This is a genomic window from Enterobacter sp. RCC_40 (genome assembly GCF_041360735.1).
GTDB lineage: Bacteria > Pseudomonadota > Gammaproteobacteria > Enterobacterales > Enterobacteriaceae > Enterobacter > Enterobacter ludwigii.
This window is the reverse complement of the sequence record NZ_JBFUPR010000006.1, coordinates 147438-167790: the sequence shown is the minus strand read 5'-3', so window position 1 is coordinate 167790 and position 20353 is coordinate 147438. Positions and strand designations below refer to the sequence as shown.

The 20353-nt window shown below is 56.2% G+C and carries 18 protein-coding genes; 8 read left to right on the top strand and 10 right to left on the bottom strand.

Annotated elements, in window-relative coordinates:
- Positions 1 to 87: 87 nt before the first annotated feature.
- The 7 genes from aroB to AB6731_RS18895 form a co-directional block, all read right to left on the bottom strand.
- On the bottom strand, positions 88 to 1176 hold the full coding sequence (gene aroB, locus AB6731_RS18925) for a 3-dehydroquinate synthase (RefSeq protein ID WP_020884580.1): 1089 nt from the start codon (positions 1174 to 1176) through the stop codon (positions 88 to 90).
- A 57-nt stretch (positions 1177 to 1233) separates the two neighbouring features.
- Complete coding sequence (gene aroK / locus AB6731_RS18920; protein ID WP_003861630.1) at positions 1234 to 1755, bottom strand: shikimate kinase AroK; 522 nt, start codon at positions 1753 to 1755, stop codon at positions 1234 to 1236.
- A 286-nt stretch (positions 1756 to 2041) separates the two neighbouring features.
- Positions 2042 to 3280 (bottom strand): DNA uptake porin HofQ, encoded by a 1239-nt coding sequence (gene hofQ / locus AB6731_RS18915; protein WP_371006665.1) that lies wholly within the window; start codon positions 3278 to 3280, stop codon positions 2042 to 2044.
- Complete coding sequence (locus AB6731_RS18910; RefSeq protein WP_371006664.1) at positions 3192 to 3596, bottom strand: HofP DNA utilization family protein; 405 nt, start codon at positions 3594 to 3596, stop codon at positions 3192 to 3194. The genes hofQ and AB6731_RS18910 overlap by 89 nt, the downstream gene beginning before the upstream one ends.
- Positions 3586 to 4047, bottom strand: a complete 462-nt coding sequence (locus tag AB6731_RS18905; RefSeq protein WP_371006663.1) for a HofO — start codon at positions 4045 to 4047, stop codon at positions 3586 to 3588. Before AB6731_RS18905 ends, AB6731_RS18910 begins: the two co-directional genes overlap by 11 nt.
- Positions 4048 to 4050: 3 nt before the next feature.
- Positions 4051 to 4545, bottom strand: coding sequence for a PilN domain-containing protein (locus AB6731_RS18900; RefSeq protein ID WP_311382921.1), 495 nt, complete (start codon positions 4543 to 4545; stop codon positions 4051 to 4053).
- Positions 4542 to 5318, bottom strand: a complete 777-nt coding sequence (locus tag AB6731_RS18895) for a DNA utilization protein HofM (protein WP_311382922.1) — start codon at positions 5316 to 5318, stop codon at positions 4542 to 4544. The genes AB6731_RS18900 and AB6731_RS18895 overlap by 4 nt, the downstream gene beginning before the upstream one ends.
- Before the next feature lie 119 nt (positions 5319 to 5437).
- On the opposite strand from AB6731_RS18895, the gene mrcA reads away from it, so the two are divergent.
- The gene (gene mrcA / locus AB6731_RS18890) at positions 5438 to 7990 is read left to right on the top strand and encodes a peptidoglycan glycosyltransferase/peptidoglycan DD-transpeptidase MrcA (RefSeq protein ID WP_020884575.1); all 2553 of its coding nucleotides are present in this window, start codon (positions 5438 to 5440) and stop codon (positions 7988 to 7990) included.
- Positions 7991 to 8061: 71 nt separating this feature from the next.
- Here the strand turns inward: mrcA and nudE are convergent, their stop codons facing one another.
- A complete protein-coding gene (gene nudE, locus AB6731_RS18885; RefSeq protein ID WP_014171956.1) occupies positions 8062 to 8622 on the bottom strand; it encodes an ADP compounds hydrolase NudE in 561 nt (186 codons plus the stop codon).
- 326 nt (positions 8623 to 8948) lie between these two features.
- On the opposite strand from nudE, the gene AB6731_RS18880 reads away from it, so the two are divergent.
- From AB6731_RS18880 to pckA, 5 genes are all read left to right on the top strand, one after another.
- Entirely contained in the window at positions 8949 to 11084 is a 2136-nt protein-coding gene (locus AB6731_RS18880; protein WP_371006662.1) for an intracellular growth attenuator family protein, read from the top strand.
- A gap of 67 nt (positions 11085 to 11151) precedes the next feature.
- Positions 11152 to 11835: a GMP/IMP nucleotidase gene (gene yrfG, locus AB6731_RS18875; protein WP_138014209.1), complete on the top strand. Its 684-nt coding sequence runs from the start codon at positions 11152 to 11154 to the stop codon at positions 11833 to 11835.
- The gene (gene hslR, locus AB6731_RS18870) at positions 11832 to 12233 is read left to right on the top strand and encodes a ribosome-associated heat shock protein Hsp15 (protein ID WP_371006661.1); all 402 of its coding nucleotides are present in this window, start codon (positions 11832 to 11834) and stop codon (positions 12231 to 12233) included. Before yrfG ends, hslR begins: the two co-directional genes overlap by 4 nt.
- Before the next feature lie 24 nt (positions 12234 to 12257).
- On the top strand, positions 12258 to 13136 hold the full coding sequence (gene hslO, locus AB6731_RS18865) for an Hsp33 family molecular chaperone HslO (protein ID WP_014171960.1): 879 nt from the start codon (positions 12258 to 12260) through the stop codon (positions 13134 to 13136).
- Between the two features lie 353 nt (positions 13137 to 13489).
- Positions 13490 to 15109, top strand: coding sequence for a phosphoenolpyruvate carboxykinase (ATP) (gene pckA / locus AB6731_RS18860; RefSeq protein WP_032680145.1), 1620 nt, complete (start codon positions 13490 to 13492; stop codon positions 15107 to 15109).
- A gap of 47 nt (positions 15110 to 15156) precedes the next feature.
- Here pckA and envZ read toward each other — a convergent pair whose 3' ends face one another.
- Both envZ and ompR read right to left on the bottom strand, forming a co-directional pair.
- Positions 15157 to 16503: a two-component system sensor histidine kinase EnvZ gene (envZ, locus tag AB6731_RS18855; RefSeq protein WP_014171962.1), complete on the bottom strand. Its 1347-nt coding sequence runs from the start codon at positions 16501 to 16503 to the stop codon at positions 15157 to 15159.
- Entirely contained in the window at positions 16500 to 17219 is a 720-nt protein-coding gene (gene ompR / locus AB6731_RS18850; protein ID WP_006177890.1) for a two-component system response regulator OmpR, read from the bottom strand. Before ompR ends, envZ begins: the two co-directional genes overlap by 4 nt.
- A gap of 232 nt (positions 17220 to 17451) precedes the next feature.
- Here ompR and greB point away from each other — a divergent pair, with 232 nt between their 5' ends.
- The gene (gene greB / locus AB6731_RS18845; protein WP_014171964.1) at positions 17452 to 17925 is read left to right on the top strand and encodes a transcription elongation factor GreB; all 474 of its coding nucleotides are present in this window, start codon (positions 17452 to 17454) and stop codon (positions 17923 to 17925) included.
- An 88-nt stretch (positions 17926 to 18013) separates the two neighbouring features.
- The gene (locus AB6731_RS18840) at positions 18014 to 20344 is read left to right on the top strand and encodes a Tex family protein (protein WP_014171965.1); all 2331 of its coding nucleotides are present in this window, start codon (positions 18014 to 18016) and stop codon (positions 20342 to 20344) included.
- Positions 20345 to 20353: the final 9 nt, after the last annotated feature.

Below are 20353 nucleotides of genomic sequence, written 5' to 3'. Positions count from 1 at the left end.
ACCCCACTCAAAGGCTTATGCCAACGACTTTGCATTTCGCCTGAAGCTAAACGACCACCTGTAACAGTGGCCTGACCTTTCTAGTTGTTACGCCTGCTGACAGTCAGCAATAGCGCCAAGAACCACATCATGCGGCACTCCGCCGCGTACTTCACTCTTCCCTATTGCAAGCGGGAGTACAAGACGCATCTCACCTGCCAATACTTTTTTATCGCGCATCATGTGGGGTAAATACGCTTGTGCCGACATCTCTTTCGGCCCGGTTACCGGCAAGCCCGCACGCTCAAGCAGCGTGATGATGCGTGCCGTCTCTTCCGGTTTAAACTGCCCCAGACGTTCAGAAGTGCGGGCAGCCATTACCATTCCGGCAGCGACTGCTTCACCGTGAAGCCAGTTACCGTAACCCATTTCGGCTTCAATCGCGTGACCAAACGTATGCCCAAGATTCAGTAAAGCACGTAAGCCCGTTTCACGCTCGTCTGCAGCGACAACTTCCGCTTTCAGCTCACAACAACGACGAATGCAGTAAGCCAGTTTCGCCTCATCCAGGCGCAGCAACGCATCCATATTCTCTTCCAGCCAGTCAAAGAACTCGCCATCCAGAATAATGCCGTATTTGATCACTTCAGCCAGACCGGAAGCCAGCTCGCGTTTCGGTAGGGTTTTCAGACAGTCGAGATCCACCACCACCGATGCCGGCTGGTAGAACGCGCCAATCATATTTTTACCGAGCGGATGGTTAACGGCCGTTTTGCCGCCGACAGAAGAGTCGACCTGAGACAGTAACGTGGTAGGGATTTGAATAAAACGCACACCACGTTGATAACTTGCAGCCGCAAAGCCCGTCAGATCGCCCACAACACCGCCGCCCAGGGCAAGCAGTGTTGTATCGCGACCATGCGGTTTTTGCAGCAATGCGGTAAAGACGGTATCCAGTACCGCCAGGCTTTTATACTGCTCGCCATCGGGCAGAATCACACTGTCGACTTTAACGCCCGCCTGTTCAAGCAGGTGGCGAACGCGGTCGAGATAAAGCGGAGCCAGCGTCTCATTGGTGACCAGCATCGCCTGATCACCCGCTTTCAGTGGTAAAAAGGAAGCTGGGTCGTTAAACAAACCAGCCGCGATGGTGATTGGGTAACTACGTTCCCCGAGAGTAACTGTAATCCTCTCCATGACGCGACATCCACCTTTAATGCTTTTACCCGCAGGCGATTGTATATAAAGCCAGAATCAGTTGCTTTCCAGCATATGAATAATCTGGTTTGCAACCACTTTAGCGCTCTGATCGTCAGTACGAATGGTCACATCAGCAATCTCTTCGTACAGCGGATTGCGTTCATCGGCCAACGCTTCCAGAACTTCGCGTGGTGGCGTTTCAACCTGCAGCAGCGGGCGCTTTTTATCGCGCTGCGTACGTGCCAGCTGTTTTTCGATGGTCGTCTCGAGATAGACCACTACGCCACGGGCGGAGAGACGGTTGCGGGTTTCGCGAGATTTGACAGAGCCACCGCCTGTTGCCAGAACAATGCCCTGCTTTTCCGTGAGTTCGTTGATCACTTTTTCTTCTCGGTCACGGAAACCTTCTTCGCCTTCTACGTCGAAAACCCAGCCCACATCAGCTCCGGTTCGTTTCTCAATCTCTTGATCAGAATCGTAAAATTCCATATTGAGTTGTTGAGCTAACTGACGCCCAATAGTGCTTTTGCCGGCACCCATAGGCCCAACCAGAAAGATATTGCGTTTCTCTGCCATTTTATCGGTACTACTAAGACTATTCGTTAATGGTAATCCCCGCTTCGCAGACACCCGGCGTAGCAGGACATGAACTGAAACCTCATATGCAATAGAGCGAGAGTCAGACTAAAAATTATCTCAATACTCCGGCTTGTTTGGCAACTGATTAAATCACCGCACCAGACGCATAAGGCAATAAGACGTAAGTCCAACTCAAATCGGTACTCCTTGTATGCTAATTCATGCCCCACGTCAAACATCTGCAACAATCTGAATGCAAAATCATTGGGAGGATCGTGACTCTTCAGCGAATACCGACCAGTCGTGGTGTAATAAACACCACTAACTCCCGTCGTTCATTGTCCTTTCCGTCATGGCGAAAAAGCTGTCCAAGCCACGGGATGTTGCCCAGCCCAGGCACGCGATCGCTTCCGGTTTTATTCTTTTGCGAAAAAATTCCGCCCAGCGCCAGCGTTTCTCCGCTTTTTACTTCCACCTGGGTTTCAATTTCTTGTTTATCGATGGCGAGCGTTTCACCATCGGCCTGCTGTAGCACCTGTCCTGGCATATTTTCACTGATGTGCAGCTTCAGGCGTACGCGACCGCCGGGCAGCACCACCGGCGTCACCTCCATGCCTAACACCGCCTCTTTGAATTCCACGGAGGTCGCCCCGCTGTCACCGCTGGAGACCTGATATGGGATTTCACTGCCCTGCTTAATACTGGCCGGTTGCATATGCGAGGCCAGCAGTCGTGGGCTGGCGATGATATCGACCTGCTGCTTTTGCTCCAGCGCCGACAATTCCAAATCCAGCAGCCTGCCGTTAATCCGCCCAATGTTAAAACCCACATGGGTGGTGGCGTTTGCCACGGACAGATCGCTGCCAAGCGTTGTGAGTTGCCCGACCTTGCCCGCCTCCGTTGCGTCGGCGAGATTCCACTTCACCCCCAGCTCACGCAGGCTTTTTTCATTGATGGTCACGATATGCGCCGCCAGTTCCACCTGCTCGACAGGGATATCCATCTGCGTCGCCCAGTGCTGCAGCGTATCAAGCACCACCTGGTTATCCCGTATCAGCAGACGGTTCGTGCGCTTGTCGACAGACAAACTCCCTTTTGGGCTGAGCAGTTTTTCCGCCGCTTTTTGCAGTTCCCCGGCGTCAGCGTAAGAAAAAGGTATGCTGTGCGAGACCAGCGGCGCATCAAGCTGTCGGCGTGTCCGCTCCTGCTCTTTGCGTTCCAGCTGTTCACGCTGCCAGGCTGCGGTGTGAACATAAAAAATGCCCCCTTCTTCATGCAGAACAAGCCCGGCGCTGGTGACGACCGTCTGTAGCGCCTGTCGCCAGGGGACGCGTGTCAGATTGAGCGACAGCGTGCCGCTGACATCTGGCGATACCACCAGATTACGGTTCTCCTGTGCAACCATCGCCTGTAGCACCTGCACCACCGGTACCTCATCCACCACCAGCGTGATCGGCTTTGGCGCGGCGGCCCACAGCGGATGACTGAACGCCAGCAGCCACAGCGTTATCCTTATGTTCATTCTTTTTCGTTCCTTCTCGTTGCCACGTCCATTGTCTGGGTTCACATGCATCCCCCACATCGACGACCAGTTCCCTTTCATTGAGGGCCGTTACCCGCCAGCCCACCGGGAGATGCTGTTGCGGTGTCAGGCGATGCCAGCGCTTTTGCCCGTCCTGTAAAATGCCAGTGTCCTGCGTGCTGCCCACCATCCCGTGGTAATGCCACTGCGCCAGTTGCCCTACCGCACAAGGGTCATCCGGCGGGCGAAAAGGATCCCGCATCCCGGTCACTAACAGGGCGCAACACACCAGCAGGCAACGCGCGCTATTTTGCATGCGGCTCCTCCAGCTCCACCCGCAGGCGTAATGCCGAACCCTGTGCAGAGAGAGCAAAGGCGGCAACCTGAACATCCCACTGCGCCAGCCGGGTGAAAACTGTCGGGATGGCCTGCCATTCAGCATCCAGCGTCAGTTCCCCTCCGTTTTGCAACGGCTTCCAGTGAACCAGTCTTGTGCCCGCCCCCTGAAACTCGAGTGGCGAAAAAGGCGTCATTACCGTGGCTTCACGGGGTGCGTGACGCCGCGGCACCTGACTGGCGGCGGGCCATAGCGAGACATTAGCCTGTGCGGCCTCGCTGACCTGCCGCTGAAGTTCAGCCACCTGCTTTGCTACCGGTCGAAGCACCATGCCCCACGTCGTACTCCCCAGAAAGAGAACGCTCAGACACCAGCACAGCACCCGCCATCGGGGGCTGCTTTCGCACCAGCGTTCGAACAAGGTTTCCACGCATTAGCCCTCGCTTCGCAGATGAAAGGTGAACATCCAGCGCCCCAGGTCATCCTGCTGTAATTCCCCCGTCGGCCCCGCGGTAAACCCCGCCATCTTTCCGAGCCCATCCCGCAGAGCAGAGAGCGCGGGGAGTGTTGCGGCATATCCGGTTAACATCAGTGTAGGGGGCTGATAGCGCAGTTCGGTCAGCCAGACCTGGGATGGCATCATCCCGGCAAAGGACTCCAGCACCGGCTGCCAGGCGCGTCGTTGAGGCGCTGGCGCGGGCGTCGGCGTCTCTGTGCCTGACCTTGTACGAGACACCAGCGCCTGCTGCACGGACTGCATGCCCGCCAGTTGAATATGCAGCGCACGTGTCATCACGAGAGGATTCATCCGCAGGCTGAAAACCCCCATCAGTATCAGCAGCCACGTAGCGACAAACAGTACGCCCCAGAATCGCAGGCAGCGCACGCGTCGCTGCCGCCGCCACGGCAAAAAATTCGTCATGCTCATTCCGGCACCTCACTCATGGCCAGCGCCAGCGCGACGGTATAATCAGCGCCGCATGCCGGCAGAGGAGCATGGCAACGAACCAGGGCGTCCCAGGGGTCTCGCTGACTATCAAAGAGGGCAATGTCCTGCGGCGTGAGGGCCAGTAGTGCCGCGAGATCGGCCACGTTTTCCGCTTCCGTGGTAAAACGCCGTCCCCACTGATGGCGCATCGCCCACAGCCACTGATGCCCATCCCGCCAGGCGACACACTGCGCCGGCGCTACCGCAGGGAGAAGGTTCGCCAGCGCACTGGCATCCGGGGTGATCGTCACGAGCCGTAAACGCAATATCTTTGCCAGCGTCAGCAGGGGGTGAATCTCGTTGTTTTGTGCCGCGGTGACATGGAATGTATTGCTGAACGTATCCTGCGCATAATCAAAACAGAGCGTGTCAGCAGCCATCTCCAGTTCACGCGAGAGTGTCGCCCCCAGCCAGGAGAGCTGTTCGCTGTCGCGCAGCGCCACGCCCGGACGGGGAAGCGATCGTTGCAGCGTGCGTGCCGCCGGAAATGAGAGAAACACCCGGTGGGAGTGTGGCAACGTTTTCCGCCAGTCGCGCAAGGCGTCAACCAGTTGTTCAGGCTGGCAAATTTTGCCATCCCGGATAATCCCGTCGGCCAGAGTGATAGCCCACCAGCGGCACAAACGCCAGCCCGACCGCTCCCGGGCCAGCGCCACTATCTGCACCCTATCCTGTTGAATATGAACGCCTGTTTGCCATGTTTTAAAAGCCATGCTTCACGATCTCCTTATCGCCCGTCAGGTGACGGCTATATCAATGAATCAGGCTTGCCTTTATACTACCGCGCGATTGTTTAGAAACTGCCCAAGTGAAACCAAATGGGAAATCTCCGGTGAAGTTCGTAAAGTATTTATTAATCCTTGCAGTCTGTTGCATTCTGCTGGGAGCAGGCTCGATTTATGGTTTGTACAAATATATTGAGCCGCAGCTGCCTGATGTCGCTACGCTTCGCGATGTGCGACTCCAGATCCCGATGCAGGTCTACAGCGCCGATGGCGAGTTAATGGCGCAGTACGGCGAAAAGCGTCGTATCCCGCTGACCTTAAATCAAATTCCGCCCGTGATGGTCAAAGCCTTTATCGCTACCGAGGACAGCCGTTTTTACGAGCACCACGGTGTCGATCCGGTGGGGATTTTCCGTGCTGCAAGTATTGCGCTGTTCTCCGGTCATGCCTCTCAGGGGGCAAGTACCATTACACAGCAGCTGGCGCGTAACTTCTTCCTTAGCCCAGAAAAGACCCTGACCCGTAAGATCAAAGAGGTGTTCCTTGCGATCCGTATAGAGCAGTTGTTGAGCAAAGACGAGATCCTTGAGCTGTACCTCAATAAAATCTACCTCGGCTACCGCGCCTACGGTGTTGGTGCGGCCGCGCAGGTGTACTTTGGTAAACCTGTCGAGCAGCTGACGTTAAGCGAAATGGCGACCATTGCCGGTCTGCCTAAAGCGCCATCGACCTTCAACCCGCTCTACTCGCTTGAACGCGCTACGGCGCGTCGTAACGTCGTCCTGTCACGTATGCTGAGCGAAGGCTATATCAGCCAGAGCGAGTACGAACAGGCGCGCAACGATGTTATCGATGCCAACTACCATGCGCCGGAGATTGCCTTCTCTGCCCCTTATCTCACCGAAATGGTGCGTCAGGAGATGGTGAGCCGCTACGGCGATAAAGCCTACGAAGATGGCTACCGCGTTTACACCACCGTGACCCGCAACGTTCAGCAGGCGGCTCAGGAAGCGGTGCGTAACAACGTGATGGATTACGACATGCGCCACGGTTATCGCGGCCCGTCAAATGTGCTGTGGAAAGTCGGCGAAAGCGCCTGGGACAGCAAAAAAATCACCAGTACGCTGAAAGCGCTGCCCACCTATGGCCCGCTCCTTCCTGCCGTGGTGACTCAGGCCGATCCACAGGAAGCAGTGGCAACGCTGGCGGATGGAACGTCTGTCTCCCTGCGTATGGACGGGATCCGTTGGGCTCGCCCGTACCGCTCAGACACCCTGCAAGGCCCGACGCCGCGTAAAGTGACGGATGTCGTCCAGACCGGACAGCAAATCTGGGTACGCAAGGTGGGCGACAGCTGGTGGCTGGCGCAGGTGCCAGACGTTAACTCGGCCCTGGTGTCCATCAATCCGCAGAACGGTGCCGTGCTGGCCCTGGTCGGTGGGTTCGATTTCAACCAGAGCAAATTTAACCGCGCCACCCAGGCGTTGCGTCAGGTTGGCTCTAACATCAAGCCGTTCCTCTACACCGCAGCCATGGATAAGGGACTGACTCTCGCCAGTATCCTGAACGACGTGCCTATCTCCCGCTGGGATGCCGGTGCCGGTTCTGACTGGCAGCCGAAGAACTCACCGGCGGAATATTCAGGCCCTATTCGTCTTCGTCAGGGTCTTGGGCAGTCGAAAAACGTGGTGATGGTGCGCGCAATGCGTGCGATGGGTGTCGACTATGCCGCGGAATATCTGCAACGCTTCGGTTTCCCGGCTCAGAACATCGTGCGCACCGAATCGCTGGCGTTAGGCTCTGCGTCCTTTACGCCGCTTCAGGTGGCGCGGGGGTACTCGGTGATGGCTAACGGCGGCTTCCTGATTGACCCGTACTTCATCAGTAAAATCGAGAACGACCAGGGTGGCGTGCTGTTTGAAGCGAAGCCGAAAATTGCCTGCCCTGACTGCGATATTCCGGTCATTTACGGCAATACGCCAAAATCTGAGGTAATTGAAAACAAGGACATGGAAGACGTTGCCGTGTCTCAGGAGCAGACGAACCCTGTGTTGCCGCAGCCGCAGCTGGAACAGGCTAACCAGTCGCTGGTGGCGCAGAGCGGGGCGCAGGAGTATGCACCGCATGTCATCAACACGCCGCTGTCGTTCCTGATAAAGAGCGCGCTGAACACCAACATCTTCGGCGAACCTGGCTGGCAAGGGACCGGCTGGCGCGCAGGACGTGATTTACAGCGCCATGATATCGGCGGTAAAACGGGGACAACAAACAGCTCGAAAGATGCGTGGTTCTCCGGTTACGGCCCGGGCGTGGTGACGTCAGTCTGGATCGGTTTTGACGATCATCGCCGTGATTTAGGCCGCACCACGGCTTCAGGCGCGATTAAAGATCAGATTTCTGGCTACGAAGGCGGCGCGAAGAGCGCGCAACCGGCCTGGGATGCCTATATGAAATCCGTGCTGGAAGGCGTTCCGGAGCAACCGCTGACGCCACCACCGGGCGTGGTTACCGTCAATATCGACCGCAGCACCGGGCAGCTCGCCAATGGCGGCAATAGCCGTGCAGAGTATTTCATCGAGGGCACGCAGCCGACCACACAGGCGGTGCATGAGGTGGGTACAGAAATCATTGATAACGGCGAAACGCACGAGTTGTTCTAACGGGCAACGTAAAAACGGCAACCTCAGGTTGCCGTTTTTTTTGTTCTCTCACACGTTGCGGCATCAGGCTGTTATAACCGCCCCTGCCCCTTCAGCCATTCGCGTACCAGGAACAGCGCGCTCACGTTGCGGGCCTCGTTAAAATCAGGGTCTTCGAGCAGGTCCATCATATGGGCCAGCGGCCAGCGAACCTGTGGCAGTGGCTCCGGCTCGTCCCCTTCCAGCGATTCTGGATAAAGATCCTCAGCAACCACAATGTTCATTTTGCTGGAAAAATAGGAGGGTGCCATGCTCAGTTTTTTCAGGAACGTCAGTTCGTTCGCGCCAAAACCGACCTCTTCTTTGAGCTCGCGATTGGCCGCCTCAAAGACCGTTTCACCCGGATCGATGAGCCCTTTCGAGAACCCAAGTTCGTAAGATTCGGTTCCCACGGCATACTCGCGGATTAAGATCAGATGGTCGTCGACGACAGGAACAATCATCACCGCTTCGCGCGAAGAAGGGCGCATACGTTCGTAAACGCGACGCACACCGTTGCTGAACTCCAGATCCACACTTTCGACATTAAACAGGCGCGATTTTGCGACTGTTTCAACATTCAGAATGGTGGGTTTTTGTAGTGGTTTGCTCATCGTGATGGGGTCTTAGCAGTGGGAACTGGCTTTATTGTGCGATACGCCGCACGGTTTCGGCAATGTCAATTGTTCTGTATTTACATTTATGCAACGTAACAGGAATCAATCCTCAATTCAAAACAAATGTCAAGAGGTTGAAATGTTTCCAGGAATTTGCTGATATCGCGCCATAACAGGCTTTGCTATCATCATCGGTCACTGGGATGCGCTTCAGAATGCTCAAGTTCGACTCCATACTTGCCGATAGCCAACCACAGACTCTCATTCAATGTTAAAGGTGCTACTGACTACACCTGTAAGAAGATAAGTAAGATGGGGAAAGCATGAGCACCATTTTGATTGTTCTCGCTGCTATGCTGGCCAGCGCATTGGTTGCAGGGTGGGTATACAGGCGTCGCGTAAGGCGTCGTTACCGGCTGCCCTTTTTAAACGCCTTTGCCGGTGCGACGACGCGTAAACTGACGCAAGAAGAGCGCGATGCAGTAGAAAACTATCTCGAAACACTGAACCGTTCTCAGTTAACACCTGGGCCGACGGGGGCAACTGCTGCGCCGGTGGCGCTCAAGTTAAATGCGCAAAGTGACACAGTGCTCAGTGTGACGCGCTCCATCACCCGCTATGGCATCACCACAGACGATCCCAATAAATGGCGCTATTACCTGGATTCGGTTGAAGTGCATCTGCCCCCGTCCTGGGAGCAGTACATTAATGACGAAAACAGCGTAGAGCTGATCCATACCGATTCGTTGCCGCTGGTTATCTCACTCAACGGCCATACGTTGAATGAATATCTTCAGGAAGCCCCGCGTTTTGCGCTGGAACGCGCAAGTTCAACACAGGCCTCCATTCGTGGCGAAGAAACAGAGCAGATCGAGCTGCTGAACATTCGCCAGGAGACGCATGAAGAGTACGCCCTGAGCCGCCCTGACGGCATTCGCGAAGCGATTCTGATCGTGGCCGCGTTCCTGCTCTTTTTCATCTGCCTGCTGACGCCGGATGTGTTTGTCCCCTGGCTGGCTGGCGGTGCGGTGCTGTTGCTGGCAGCCGGGCTGTGGGGGCTCTTTGCCCCGCCGGCAAAAACCTCGCTACGTGAGATCCACTGCCTGCGCGGTACTCCTAAGCGCTGGGGTCTGTTCGGTGAGAGTGACCAGGAGCACCTCAATAATATCTCGCTCGGTATTATCGATCTTATCTACCCGCGCCACTGGCAGCCGTGGATTGCCCAGGATTTAGGGCAGAAAACCGATATCGATATCTACCTTGACCGCCATGTGGTGCGCCAGGGGCGCTTTTTATCCCTGCATGATGAAGTAAAAAATTTCCCGCTTCAGCACTGGTTACGCAGTGCGGTCATTGCCGGGGGGGCAGCGCTGGTGTTTATCATGCTTCTGCTGTTTGTCCCGCTGGATATGCCCATTAAATTTACCCTGTCATGGATAAAAGGGGCGCAAACCATTGAGGCAACCAGCGTCAACCAGCTGGACGAGGCTGGCGTGCGGGTCGGTGATACGCTGCGCCTGAAGGGCACCGGCATGTGTAACATTCATACGCCTGGCGCATGGAATACGCGTCAGAGCTCGCCGTTCATGCCGTTCGATTGCTCACAAATTATCTGGAATGATGCGCCGCCGCTGCCGCTGCCTGAATCTGAGGTTGTCAATAAAGCCACGTCGCTTACCCAGACGGTCAATCGCCAGCTGCACCCGAAACCCGATGACGACTCGCGCGTGAGCCCTGCCCTGCGCTCGGCCATTCAGAAATCGGGGATGGTGCTTCTGGACGACTTTGGTGACATCGTTCTGAAAACACAGGATTTGTGTTCCGCTCAGGACGAATGCGTACGTCTCAAAAACGCCCTTGTGAACCTGGGTAACAGTAAAGACTGGGATTCGCTGGTGAAACGCGCGGAAGCGGGCCGGCTGGATGGCGTTAACGTGCTGCTGCGTCCGGTCAGCGCCGAGTCGCTGGATAATCTGGTCGCCACGTCAACCGCACCCTTCGTGATGCGCGAAACTACCCGTGCGGCGCAGGCGCTGAACAGCCCGGCACCGGGCGGCTTTGTGATCGTCAGTGATGAAGGGAGCGACCTGGTCGATCAGCCATACCCGCAGGTCGCACTTTATGACTACCCGGCTCAGGAACAGTGGGGCCAGTTCCAGCGCCTGGCGCAGATGCTGATGCAGACGCCGTTTAGCGCTGAAGGGATTGTGACGAGTATCTTTACCGATGCCAACGGCACGCGCCACATCGGCCTGCACCGCATGCCGGACAGCGCAGGCCTGTGGCGCTACATCGGCACCTCGCTGCTGATGATTGCGATGCTGGTATGCATTTGCTGGAACGGTTTTATGGCGCTGCGTCGCTATCAGCGCTCACGCACCAGGCTTGCCGACATCCAGCAGTATTACGAAAATTGCCTTAACCCTAAGCTGATCCCCTCCTCTGAGAGCCTGATCTGATAACGTCGATGCGCGACAAGATGTGCTACCCTGTCGCGCACGTTTCTTCAGGCTGGAGTTCCCCCTTATGCATCTTGATATCGCCTGGCAGGAGGTTGATACCGTTCTGCTGGATATGGACGGCACGCTGCTCGATCTCGCCTTTGATAACTATTTCTGGCAAAAGCTGGTTCCGGAAACCTATGGTGAACAGCAGGGGATCTCCCCGGCAGAAGCGCAGGAATTCATTCGTTCGCAATATAGCGCGGTGCAGCATACGCTAAACTGGTACTGTCTTGACTACTGGAGCGAGCGCCTCGGTTTGGATATTTGTGCCATGACCACCGCCCAGGGCCCGCGCGCCGTACTGCGTGAGGATACCGTGCCTTTTCTGGATGCGCTGAAAGCGAGCGGCAAGCGCCGTATCTTGCTGACCAACGCCCATCCTCACAATCTGGCCGTGAAGCTGGAGCATACGGGTCTTGCTTCGCACCTTGATTTATTACTTTCCACCCACACATTTGGTTATCCGAAAGAGGATCAGCGGTTGTGGCATGCGGTGGCGGAAGAGACCGGTTTGCAGCCGGAACGCACGCTGTTTATTGATGACAGCGAGCCTATTCTGGATTCCGCGGCCAGGTTTGGCATTCGCTATTGTCTGGGCGTTACCAATCCTGACTCTGGCCTGGCTGAAAAAATCTATCTGCGCCATCCGGGGCTGAACGACTATCGCCAGATGATCCCCTCACTGACCGTGAAGGAGAGGCCATGAAAGAAAAACCCTCTGAAGGGGTAAGACTGGATAAATGGCTGTGGGCGGCCCGTTTTTATAAAACGCGCGCCCTTGCCCGCGACATGATTGACGGCGGTAAAGTGCATTACAACGGCCAGCGCAGCAAACCGAGCAAGCTGGTCGAACTGAATGCCACCTTAACGCTGCGTCAGGGCAACGATGAACGTACCGTGGTGATTAAAGCCATTACTGAACAACGACGGCCCGCAACCGAAGCCGTACTGCTGTATGAAGAGACGGCTGAGAGCATTGAAAAACGCGAGAAGACCGTGCTGGCGCGCAAAATGAATGCGCTGACAATGCCCCACCCGGACCGGCGTCCGGATAAAAAAGAGCGCCGCGATCTGATGAAATTTAAACATGGTGAGACCGAGTAACCCTCACCTGCACGAGAGACTATTATGGCCCAACACGACCAATTACACCGCTATCTGTTTGAACAATTCGCCGTGCGCGGCGAGCTGGTCACCGTATCCGAAACCTGGAAACAGATTCTGGAAAACCACAACTACCCGCTGCCGGTGAAAACCCTGTTGGGCGAACTGCTGGTTGCCACCAGCCTGCTGACTGCCACCCTTAAATTTGCCGGGGATATCACCGTGCAGTTGCAGGGTGATGGCCCTATGACCCTGGCGGTCATCAACGGTAATAACCAGCAGCAGATGCGCGGCGTGGCGCGCGTACAGGGCGATGTTCCTGAAAACGCGGACCTGAAAACGCTGGTGGGTAATGGCTATCTGGTCATCACCATCTCCCCGGAGGAAGGTGAGCGCTATCAGGGCGTGGTTGGCCTCGAAGGCGATACGCTGGCGGCCTGCCTGGAAGATTACTTCATGCGTTCTGAACAGCTGCCGACACGTCTGTTCATCCGCACCGGTGAAGTAGACGGTCAGCCTGCTGCTGGCGGTATGCTGCTGCAGGTTCTGCCTGCGCAGGACGCGCAGACCAACGACTTCGAGCACCTCGCGACCCTGACGGAAACCGTCAAAGCAGAAGAGCTGTTCACCCTGTCGGCGACCGATGTCCTGTGGCGTCTTTATCACGAAGAAGAAGTGACGGTTTACGACCCACAGTCGGTAGAATTTAAGTGCACCTGTTCACGTGAACGCTGCGCTGGCGCGCTGAAGACGCTGCCGGATGAAGAGATCGACAGCATCATGGCGGAAGACGGCGAAATCGATATGCACTGTGACTACTGCGGTACGCACTACGTGTTCAATTCGATGGATATTGCTGAGATCCGCAACAACGCCTCCCCGGCGGATCCTCAGGTCCACTAAGCAAAGCCTGCCCTCATCTTGCCCTCTCCCTTTTGCGAGAGGGCAAAGTGCAAAAAAGCCCTCTCTGGCTGAATCGTTTTTAACACTGTAACTCTTACGTAATTTTCTTACGTGTATGCGATTACATTCACATTCCTTCCGATAAAATCACCAGCCATTAACCTTTTCGGAACATTTTCCCCAACCAAAAAGCGATTCCTGCGATAATCCGCCTGCCCTGTGACTGGAGTCGCAGCGTTTTCCGTTAGTAAGGGTTTTGTCCAGATGCGTAAATCTATGAGCCCCGTCGCGGTTAACAACCTCACAAAAACCCTACAATTTCAGACAGTACATATTGGCTAAGGAGCAGTGATATGCGTGTTACTGGTTTAACCCCGCAAGATCTCAAGGCTTATGGTATTCACGACGTCCAGGAAATCGTCTACAACCCCGATTACGATACGCTGTATCAGGAAGAGCTCAATCCAGCACTGGAAGGATACGAGCGAGGTGTGTTGACTAACCTTGGTGCTATCGCCGTCGATACCGGTATCTTTACCGGTCGTTCGCCGAAAGATAAATACATCGTCCGAGACGAGACCACCCGCGACACACTGTGGTGGGCTGATAAAGGCAAAGGGAAGAACGATAACAAACCGCTCTCTCCGGAAACCTGGCAGCATCTGAAAGGGCTCGTTACCCATCAACTTTCCGGCAAGCGTCTGTTTATCGTTGATGCTTTCTGCGGCGCTAACGCCGACACCCGTCTTTCCGTGCGGTTTATCACTGAAGTGGCCTGGCAGGCGCATTTCGTGAAAAACATGTTTATTCGTCCTGACGACGAAGAGCTGCAGGATTTCACACCTGACTTCATCGTGATGAACGGGGCGAAATGCACGAACCCACAGTGGAAAGAGCAGGGTCTTAACTCCGAAAACTTCATCGCCTTTAACCTGACCGAGCGTATTCAGCTGATCGGCGGTACCTGGTACGGCGGCGAAATGAAGAAAGGGATGTTCTCGGTGATGAACTACCTGCTGCCGCTGCGCGGTATCGCCTCCATGCACTGTTCGGCAAACGTCGGTGAAAAAGGGGATGTGGCGGTGTTCTTCGGCCTGTCCGGCACCGGTAAAACCACCCTTTCTACCGATCCGAAACGTCGTCTGATTGGCGATGACGAGCACGGCTGGGATGATGACGGCGTGTTTAACTTCGAAGGGGGCTGCTACGCGAAGACCATTCGCCTGTCTGAAGAAGCGGAGCCAGATATCTTCCATGCCATCCGCCGCGATGCGCTGCTGGAAAACGTCACCGTGCGTGCCGATGGAACGATCGACTTCGACGATGCTTCGAAAACCGAAAACACCCGCGTGTCTTACCCTATCTACCACATCGACAACATCGTGAAGCCGGTGTCAAAAGCGGGCCACGCGACGAAGGTGATTTTCCTGACGGCAGATGCGTTCGGCGTGTTGCCTCCGGTGTCCCGCCTGACCGCCAGCCAGACGCAGTACCACTTCCTGTCTGGTTTTACCGCCAAACTGGCCGGTACCGAGCGCGGCGTGACGGAGCCAACGCCAACCTTCTCCGCCTGCTTCGGCGCAGCGTTCCTGTCGCTGCACCCGACGCAGTACGCTGAAGTGCTGGTCAAACGCATGCAGGCGTCCGGTGCACAGGCGTACCTGGTGAATACCGGCTGGAACGGCACCGGCAAACGTATCTCCATCAAAGATACCCGCGCCATTATCGACGCCATTCTGGATGGTTCACTCGATAACGCCGAAACCTTCACGCTGCCGATGTTTGATCTGGCAATCCCGACGGCGCTGCCGGGCGTAGAGACCCGTATTCTCGACCCACGCAATACCTACGGCTCACCGGAGCAGTGGCGTGAGAAAGCAGAATCGCTGGCGAAACTGTTTATTGAGAACTTCGAGAAGTATACCGATACCCCGGCAGGTGAAGCGCTGGTGAGTGCGGGTCCGAAGCTGTAACAGCTGACACGACCTGCAAAAAAAAGGGTGGCTTTTGCCACCCTTTTTTAACTCTCTCTCACCTGCCCGCGCGTCACCGGCACCGGTAACCATGCGCGAATGCTTAAACCACCCCGCTCACTGGTCCCAATCTCCAGCAAGCCGTTATGGTTATCCACAATACGCTGCACAATCGCCAGGCCTAAGCCGGTTCCGCTGGTACTGCGCGCGCTATCGCCCCGCACAAACGGCTGGAACAGATGCTTACGCTGCTCTGGCTTAATGCCCGGACCGTCATCTTCCACCTGGAACCAGGCGCGGTTGAGCTCAGATCCGCTGCTGACTTTAATCCAGCCATTGCCATAACGGGCCGCGTTAACCACCATATTGGCCACCGCACGTTTAATGGAAAGCGGGTGCATCCGCACCTGAATTTCACCGGCCTGCAGGTCGGTATCGATTTCCCGCTCGTAGCCGCTTTCCGCCGCGACCACTTCACCGAGTACCGCATTCAGATCGGCCATCTCCATCGGCATCTCCTGCCCGGTACGCAGGTAGTCAATGAACTGCTCGATAATGGCGTTACACTCTTCGATGTCCTTGTTAATGGACTCCGCAAGATAACCATCCTCTTCGCCCATCATCTCCGTCGCCAGACGGATACGCGTGAGCGGCGTGCGCAGGTCATGGCTCACGCCCGCCATCAGCAGCGTACGGTCGTCTGCCAGCTGCTTCACGCCGGCCGCCATATGGTTAAAGGCCCGCGTCACGGAACGCACTTCTGAGGCGCCGTACTCACGCAGTGGCGGAGGAATAATCCCTTTACCGACCTGCAGCGCAGCGTGCTCCAGGTCGACCAGCGGTCGGTTCTGTATACGAATAAACAGCCACGCGCCGCCTATCGCCAGCAGCATAATGGCAAGGGTGTAGCGGAACAGCGGTGAGAAGTCACCCTGGTGAATTTCGGTCAGCGGGACGCGCACCCAGATATTGGGTGACAGCCACGTTTTCAGCCAGACGACCGGCGAGCTTTTGTTGACCTCAACGCGCACTTCCGTCGGGCCACCTAACTGCTGCGCCATCTGCTGGCTGAGGAACTCATAATGCTGCGCCCAGCGCAGGCCAGCGTCTTCTGCCGCTTCGTTGGAGTAAAGCGAAATACCCAGCTCACGGTAGATTTCACGGCGAAACGCCGGGGGAACAACTAACTGCGTGCCGTCCTCCAGTTGCAGTTTATCGGTCATCAGCATACGCACTTCGTATGCCAGAACCTTATTGAACTGCTGGAGGCTCGGCAGGATCGCAAAGTTCAGCACCACCAGATAGGTTGTCACCAGGCTGACGAACAGCAGGGTGACAATCAGTAACAGCGTACGGGCAAATGAGCTTCGCGGAGAGAAGCGCATTCGCCTCATGCTTTAGCGCCGTCCGGGACAAACACGTAGCCCAGACCCCATACGGTCTGAATATAACGAGGATGCGCCGGATCTTCTTCCACCATGCGGCGCAGACGGGAGATCTGCACGTCAATGGAACGTTCCATTGCGGAGTATTCACGGCCACGCGCCAGGTTCATCAGCTTGTCACGTGAAAGCGGCTCACGCGGGTGGCTGACCAGCGCTTTCAGCACCGCGAACTCACCGCTGGTGAGCGGCATAGGTTCATCTTCACGGAACATCTCACGGGTACCGAGATTCAGCTTGAACTTACCAAACGCAATCACCGCTTCTTCCTGCGACGGTGCGCCAGGCAGTTCGTTCGCCTGACGGCGCAGCACGGCGCGAATACGGGCCAGCAGTTCACGCGGGTTGAACGGTTTTGGAATGTAGTCGTCAGCGCCGATTTCCAGACCAACGATGCGGTCAACCTCTTCCCCTTTCGCCGTCACCATGATGATCGGCATAGGGTTGCTCTGGCTACGCAGACGGCGGCAGATGGAAAGCCCGTCTTCACCAGGCAGCATCAGGTCGAGTACCATAAGATGGAAAGATTCGCGGGTCAGCAGACGATCCATCTGCTCAGCGTTGGCCACGCTACGAACCTGGAAGCCCTGCTCGGTCAGATAACGCTCAAGCAGCGCACGCAGGCGCATGTCGTCATCCACGACCAGAATTTTGTAGTTCTCTTGCATTGTGTGTACTCCCAAAGGTTCGGATAGTCTAATAACAGCGTATTCTAAAAAAGTGCACGTGTTCGACCAGCTAATTCTGGTATAAATTCTAGTCGAAATTGTTACAAAGCATATTTAACAGCAGCTTATCTGCACATTTCATCACATAAATCATTATTAACGTTGTCTGTTAGACTACGTGATACGTAATGTGCGCAAAGAATGCAATGATGTCGAGTCTTAAGGTCACCCCATGAAAACGCCCCTGATCACCCGCGAAGGGTATGAGAAACTCAAAAAAGAGATGGATTACCTGTGGCGCGAAGAGCGTCCTGAAGTGACCAAGAAAGTGACCTGGGCCGCAAGCCTGGGCGATCGCAGTGAAAATGCTGACTACCAGTACAACAAAAAACGGTTACGTGAAATCGACCGCCGGGTCCGCTATCTGACCAAATGCCTTGAGAACCTCAAAATAGTGGATTACTCCCCACAGCAGGAAGGCAAAGTGTTTTTCGGCGCGTGGGTCGAGATTGAGAACGACGATGGCGACACCCTGCGTTTTCGTATCGTCGGCTATGACGAAATTTTTGGTCGTAAGGATTACATCTCTATCGACTCACCAATGGCCCGTGCGCTGCTGAAAAAGGAAGTGGGCGATTTGGCCGTCGTGCAGACCCCTGGCGGCGAAGCCAGCTGGTACGTCAACGAAATTACGTACGTTAAATAGTCCGAGAGCGCCCTCCGCGGCTGGCATTTTGCCGTGTCAGCCCGTATAACTATCCCCTGATTTTTTCGACTCAACAGATGATAAAGCCATGATGAAAGATTCGCTCTGCCGCATTATTGCGGGTGAACTTCAGGCCAGAGCCGAACAGGTAGAAGCTGCCGTTCGCCTGCTTGATGAAGGGAACACCGTGCCGTTTATTGCACGTTATCGTAAGGAAGTCACCGGCGGTCTGGATGACACGCAGCTGCGTAACCTGGAGACCCGTCTCGGTTACCTGCGCGAACTGGAAGACCGTCGTCAGGCGATCCTCAAATCCATCGGCGAACAGGGAAAACTGACCAGCGAGCTGGAAACCGCAATCAACGGCACCCTGAGCAAAACCGAACTCGAAGACCTTTATCTGCCGTACAAACCGAAGCGCCGTACCCGTGGACAGATTGCCATTGAGGCAGGCCTGGAGCCGCTGGCCGAACTGCTGTGGAACGAACCGTCCCACGACCCGGAAACCGAAGCCGCGAAGTTTATCGATGCCGATAAAGGGGTTGCAGACACCAAAGCCGCACTCGACGGCGCGCGCTACATTCTGATGGAGCGCTTCTCCGAAGATGCCGCCCTGCTCGCGAAAGTGCGTGACTATCTGTGGAAAAACGCCCACATCGTCTCTACCGTGGTCAGCGGGAAAGAGGAAGAAGGCGCCAAGTTCCGCGATTATTTCGATCATCACGAACCCATCTCTACCACCCCTTCACACCGCGCGCTGGCGATGTTCCGCGGCCGCAACGAAGGCGTGCTCCAGCTCTCCCTGAATGCCGACCCACAGTTTGACGAGCCACCAAAAGAGAGCCACTGCGAGCAGATCATTATCGACCACCTCGGCCTGCGCCTGAACAACGCGCCGGCAGACAGCTGGCGCAAAGGCGTGGTGAGCTGGACGTGGCGCATCAAGGTGCTGATGCACCTCGAAACCGAACTGATGGGCACCGTGCGTGAACGCGCCGAAGACGAAGCAATCAACGTCTTCGCCCGTAACCTGCACGACCTGCTGATGGCCGCACCTGCCGGCCTGCGCGCCACCATGGGTCTCGATCCGGGTCTGCGTACCGGCGTAAAGGTGGCCGTGGTTGACGGTACCGGTAAGCTGGTGGCTACCGATACCATTTATCCGCATACCGGCCAGGCGGCGAAGGCTGCCGTCGTGGTTGCGGCGCTGTGCGAGAAATACAACGTGGAGCTGGTGGCCATCGGCAACGGTACGGCCTCCCGTGAAACCGAGCGTTTCTACCTCGATGTGCAGAAACAGTTCCCGAAAGTCACCGCACAGAAAGTGATTGTCAGCGAGGCGGGCGCTTCCGTCTATTCGGCGTCTGAACTGGCCGCCCTGGAGTTCCCGGACCTGGACGTTTCCCTGCGCGGTGCAGTTTCTATCGCCCGTCGTCTGCAGGATCCGCTGGCGGAGCTGGTTAAGATCGACCCGAAATCCATCGGCGTCGGCCAGTATCAGCATGACGTGAGCCAGACTCAGCTGGCCCGTAAGCTGGATGCGGTCGTGGAAGACTGCGTAAACGCCGTCGGCGTTGACCTGAACACGGCCTCTGTTCCCCTGCTGACCCGCGTGGCGGGCTTAACCCGCATGATGGCGCAAAACATCGTTGCCTGGCGTGATGAAAACGGCCAGTTCCAGAACCGCCAGCAGTTGCTGAAAGTGAGCCGTCTGGGGCCAAAAGCGTTTGAGCAGTGCGCGGGCTTCCTGCGCATCAACCACGGCGATAATCCGCTGGATGCCTCAACCGTTCACCCGGAAGCGTACCCGGTAGTGGAACGCATTCTGGCCGCAACCCAGCAGGCGCTGAAAGACCTGATGGGCGACAGCAGCGCGCTGCGTAACCTGAAGGCGGTCGATTTTACCGACGAGCAGTTCGGGGTGCCGACGGTCACGGACATCATCAAAGAGCTGGAAAAACCGGGCCGCGATCCGCGTCCTGAGTTTAAAACCGCGACCTTCGCCGACGGCGTTGAAACCATGAATGACCTGCTTCCAGGCATGGTACTCGAAGGGGCGGTCACTAACGTCACCAACTTTGGCGCGTTTGTCGATATCGGCGTGCATCAGGATGGTCTGGTCCACATCTCTTCCCTTGCCGATAAATTCGTTGAAGATCCGCATACCGTGGTCAAAGCGGGCGACATCGTGAAGGTGAAGGTGATGGAAGTGGATCTGCAGCGTAAGCGTATCGCCCTGACGATGCGTCTGGACGAGCAGCCAGGTGAAACCAGCGCGCGCCGCGGCAGTAACGGCGGCGGACGCGAGCAGCAGCGCCCGGCCGCAAAAGCGGCGAAGCCACGCGGACGTGACGCCCAGCCTGCGGGCAACAGCGCCATGATGGATGCGCTGGCGGCAGCAATGGGTAAGAAACGCTAACCGCATAAA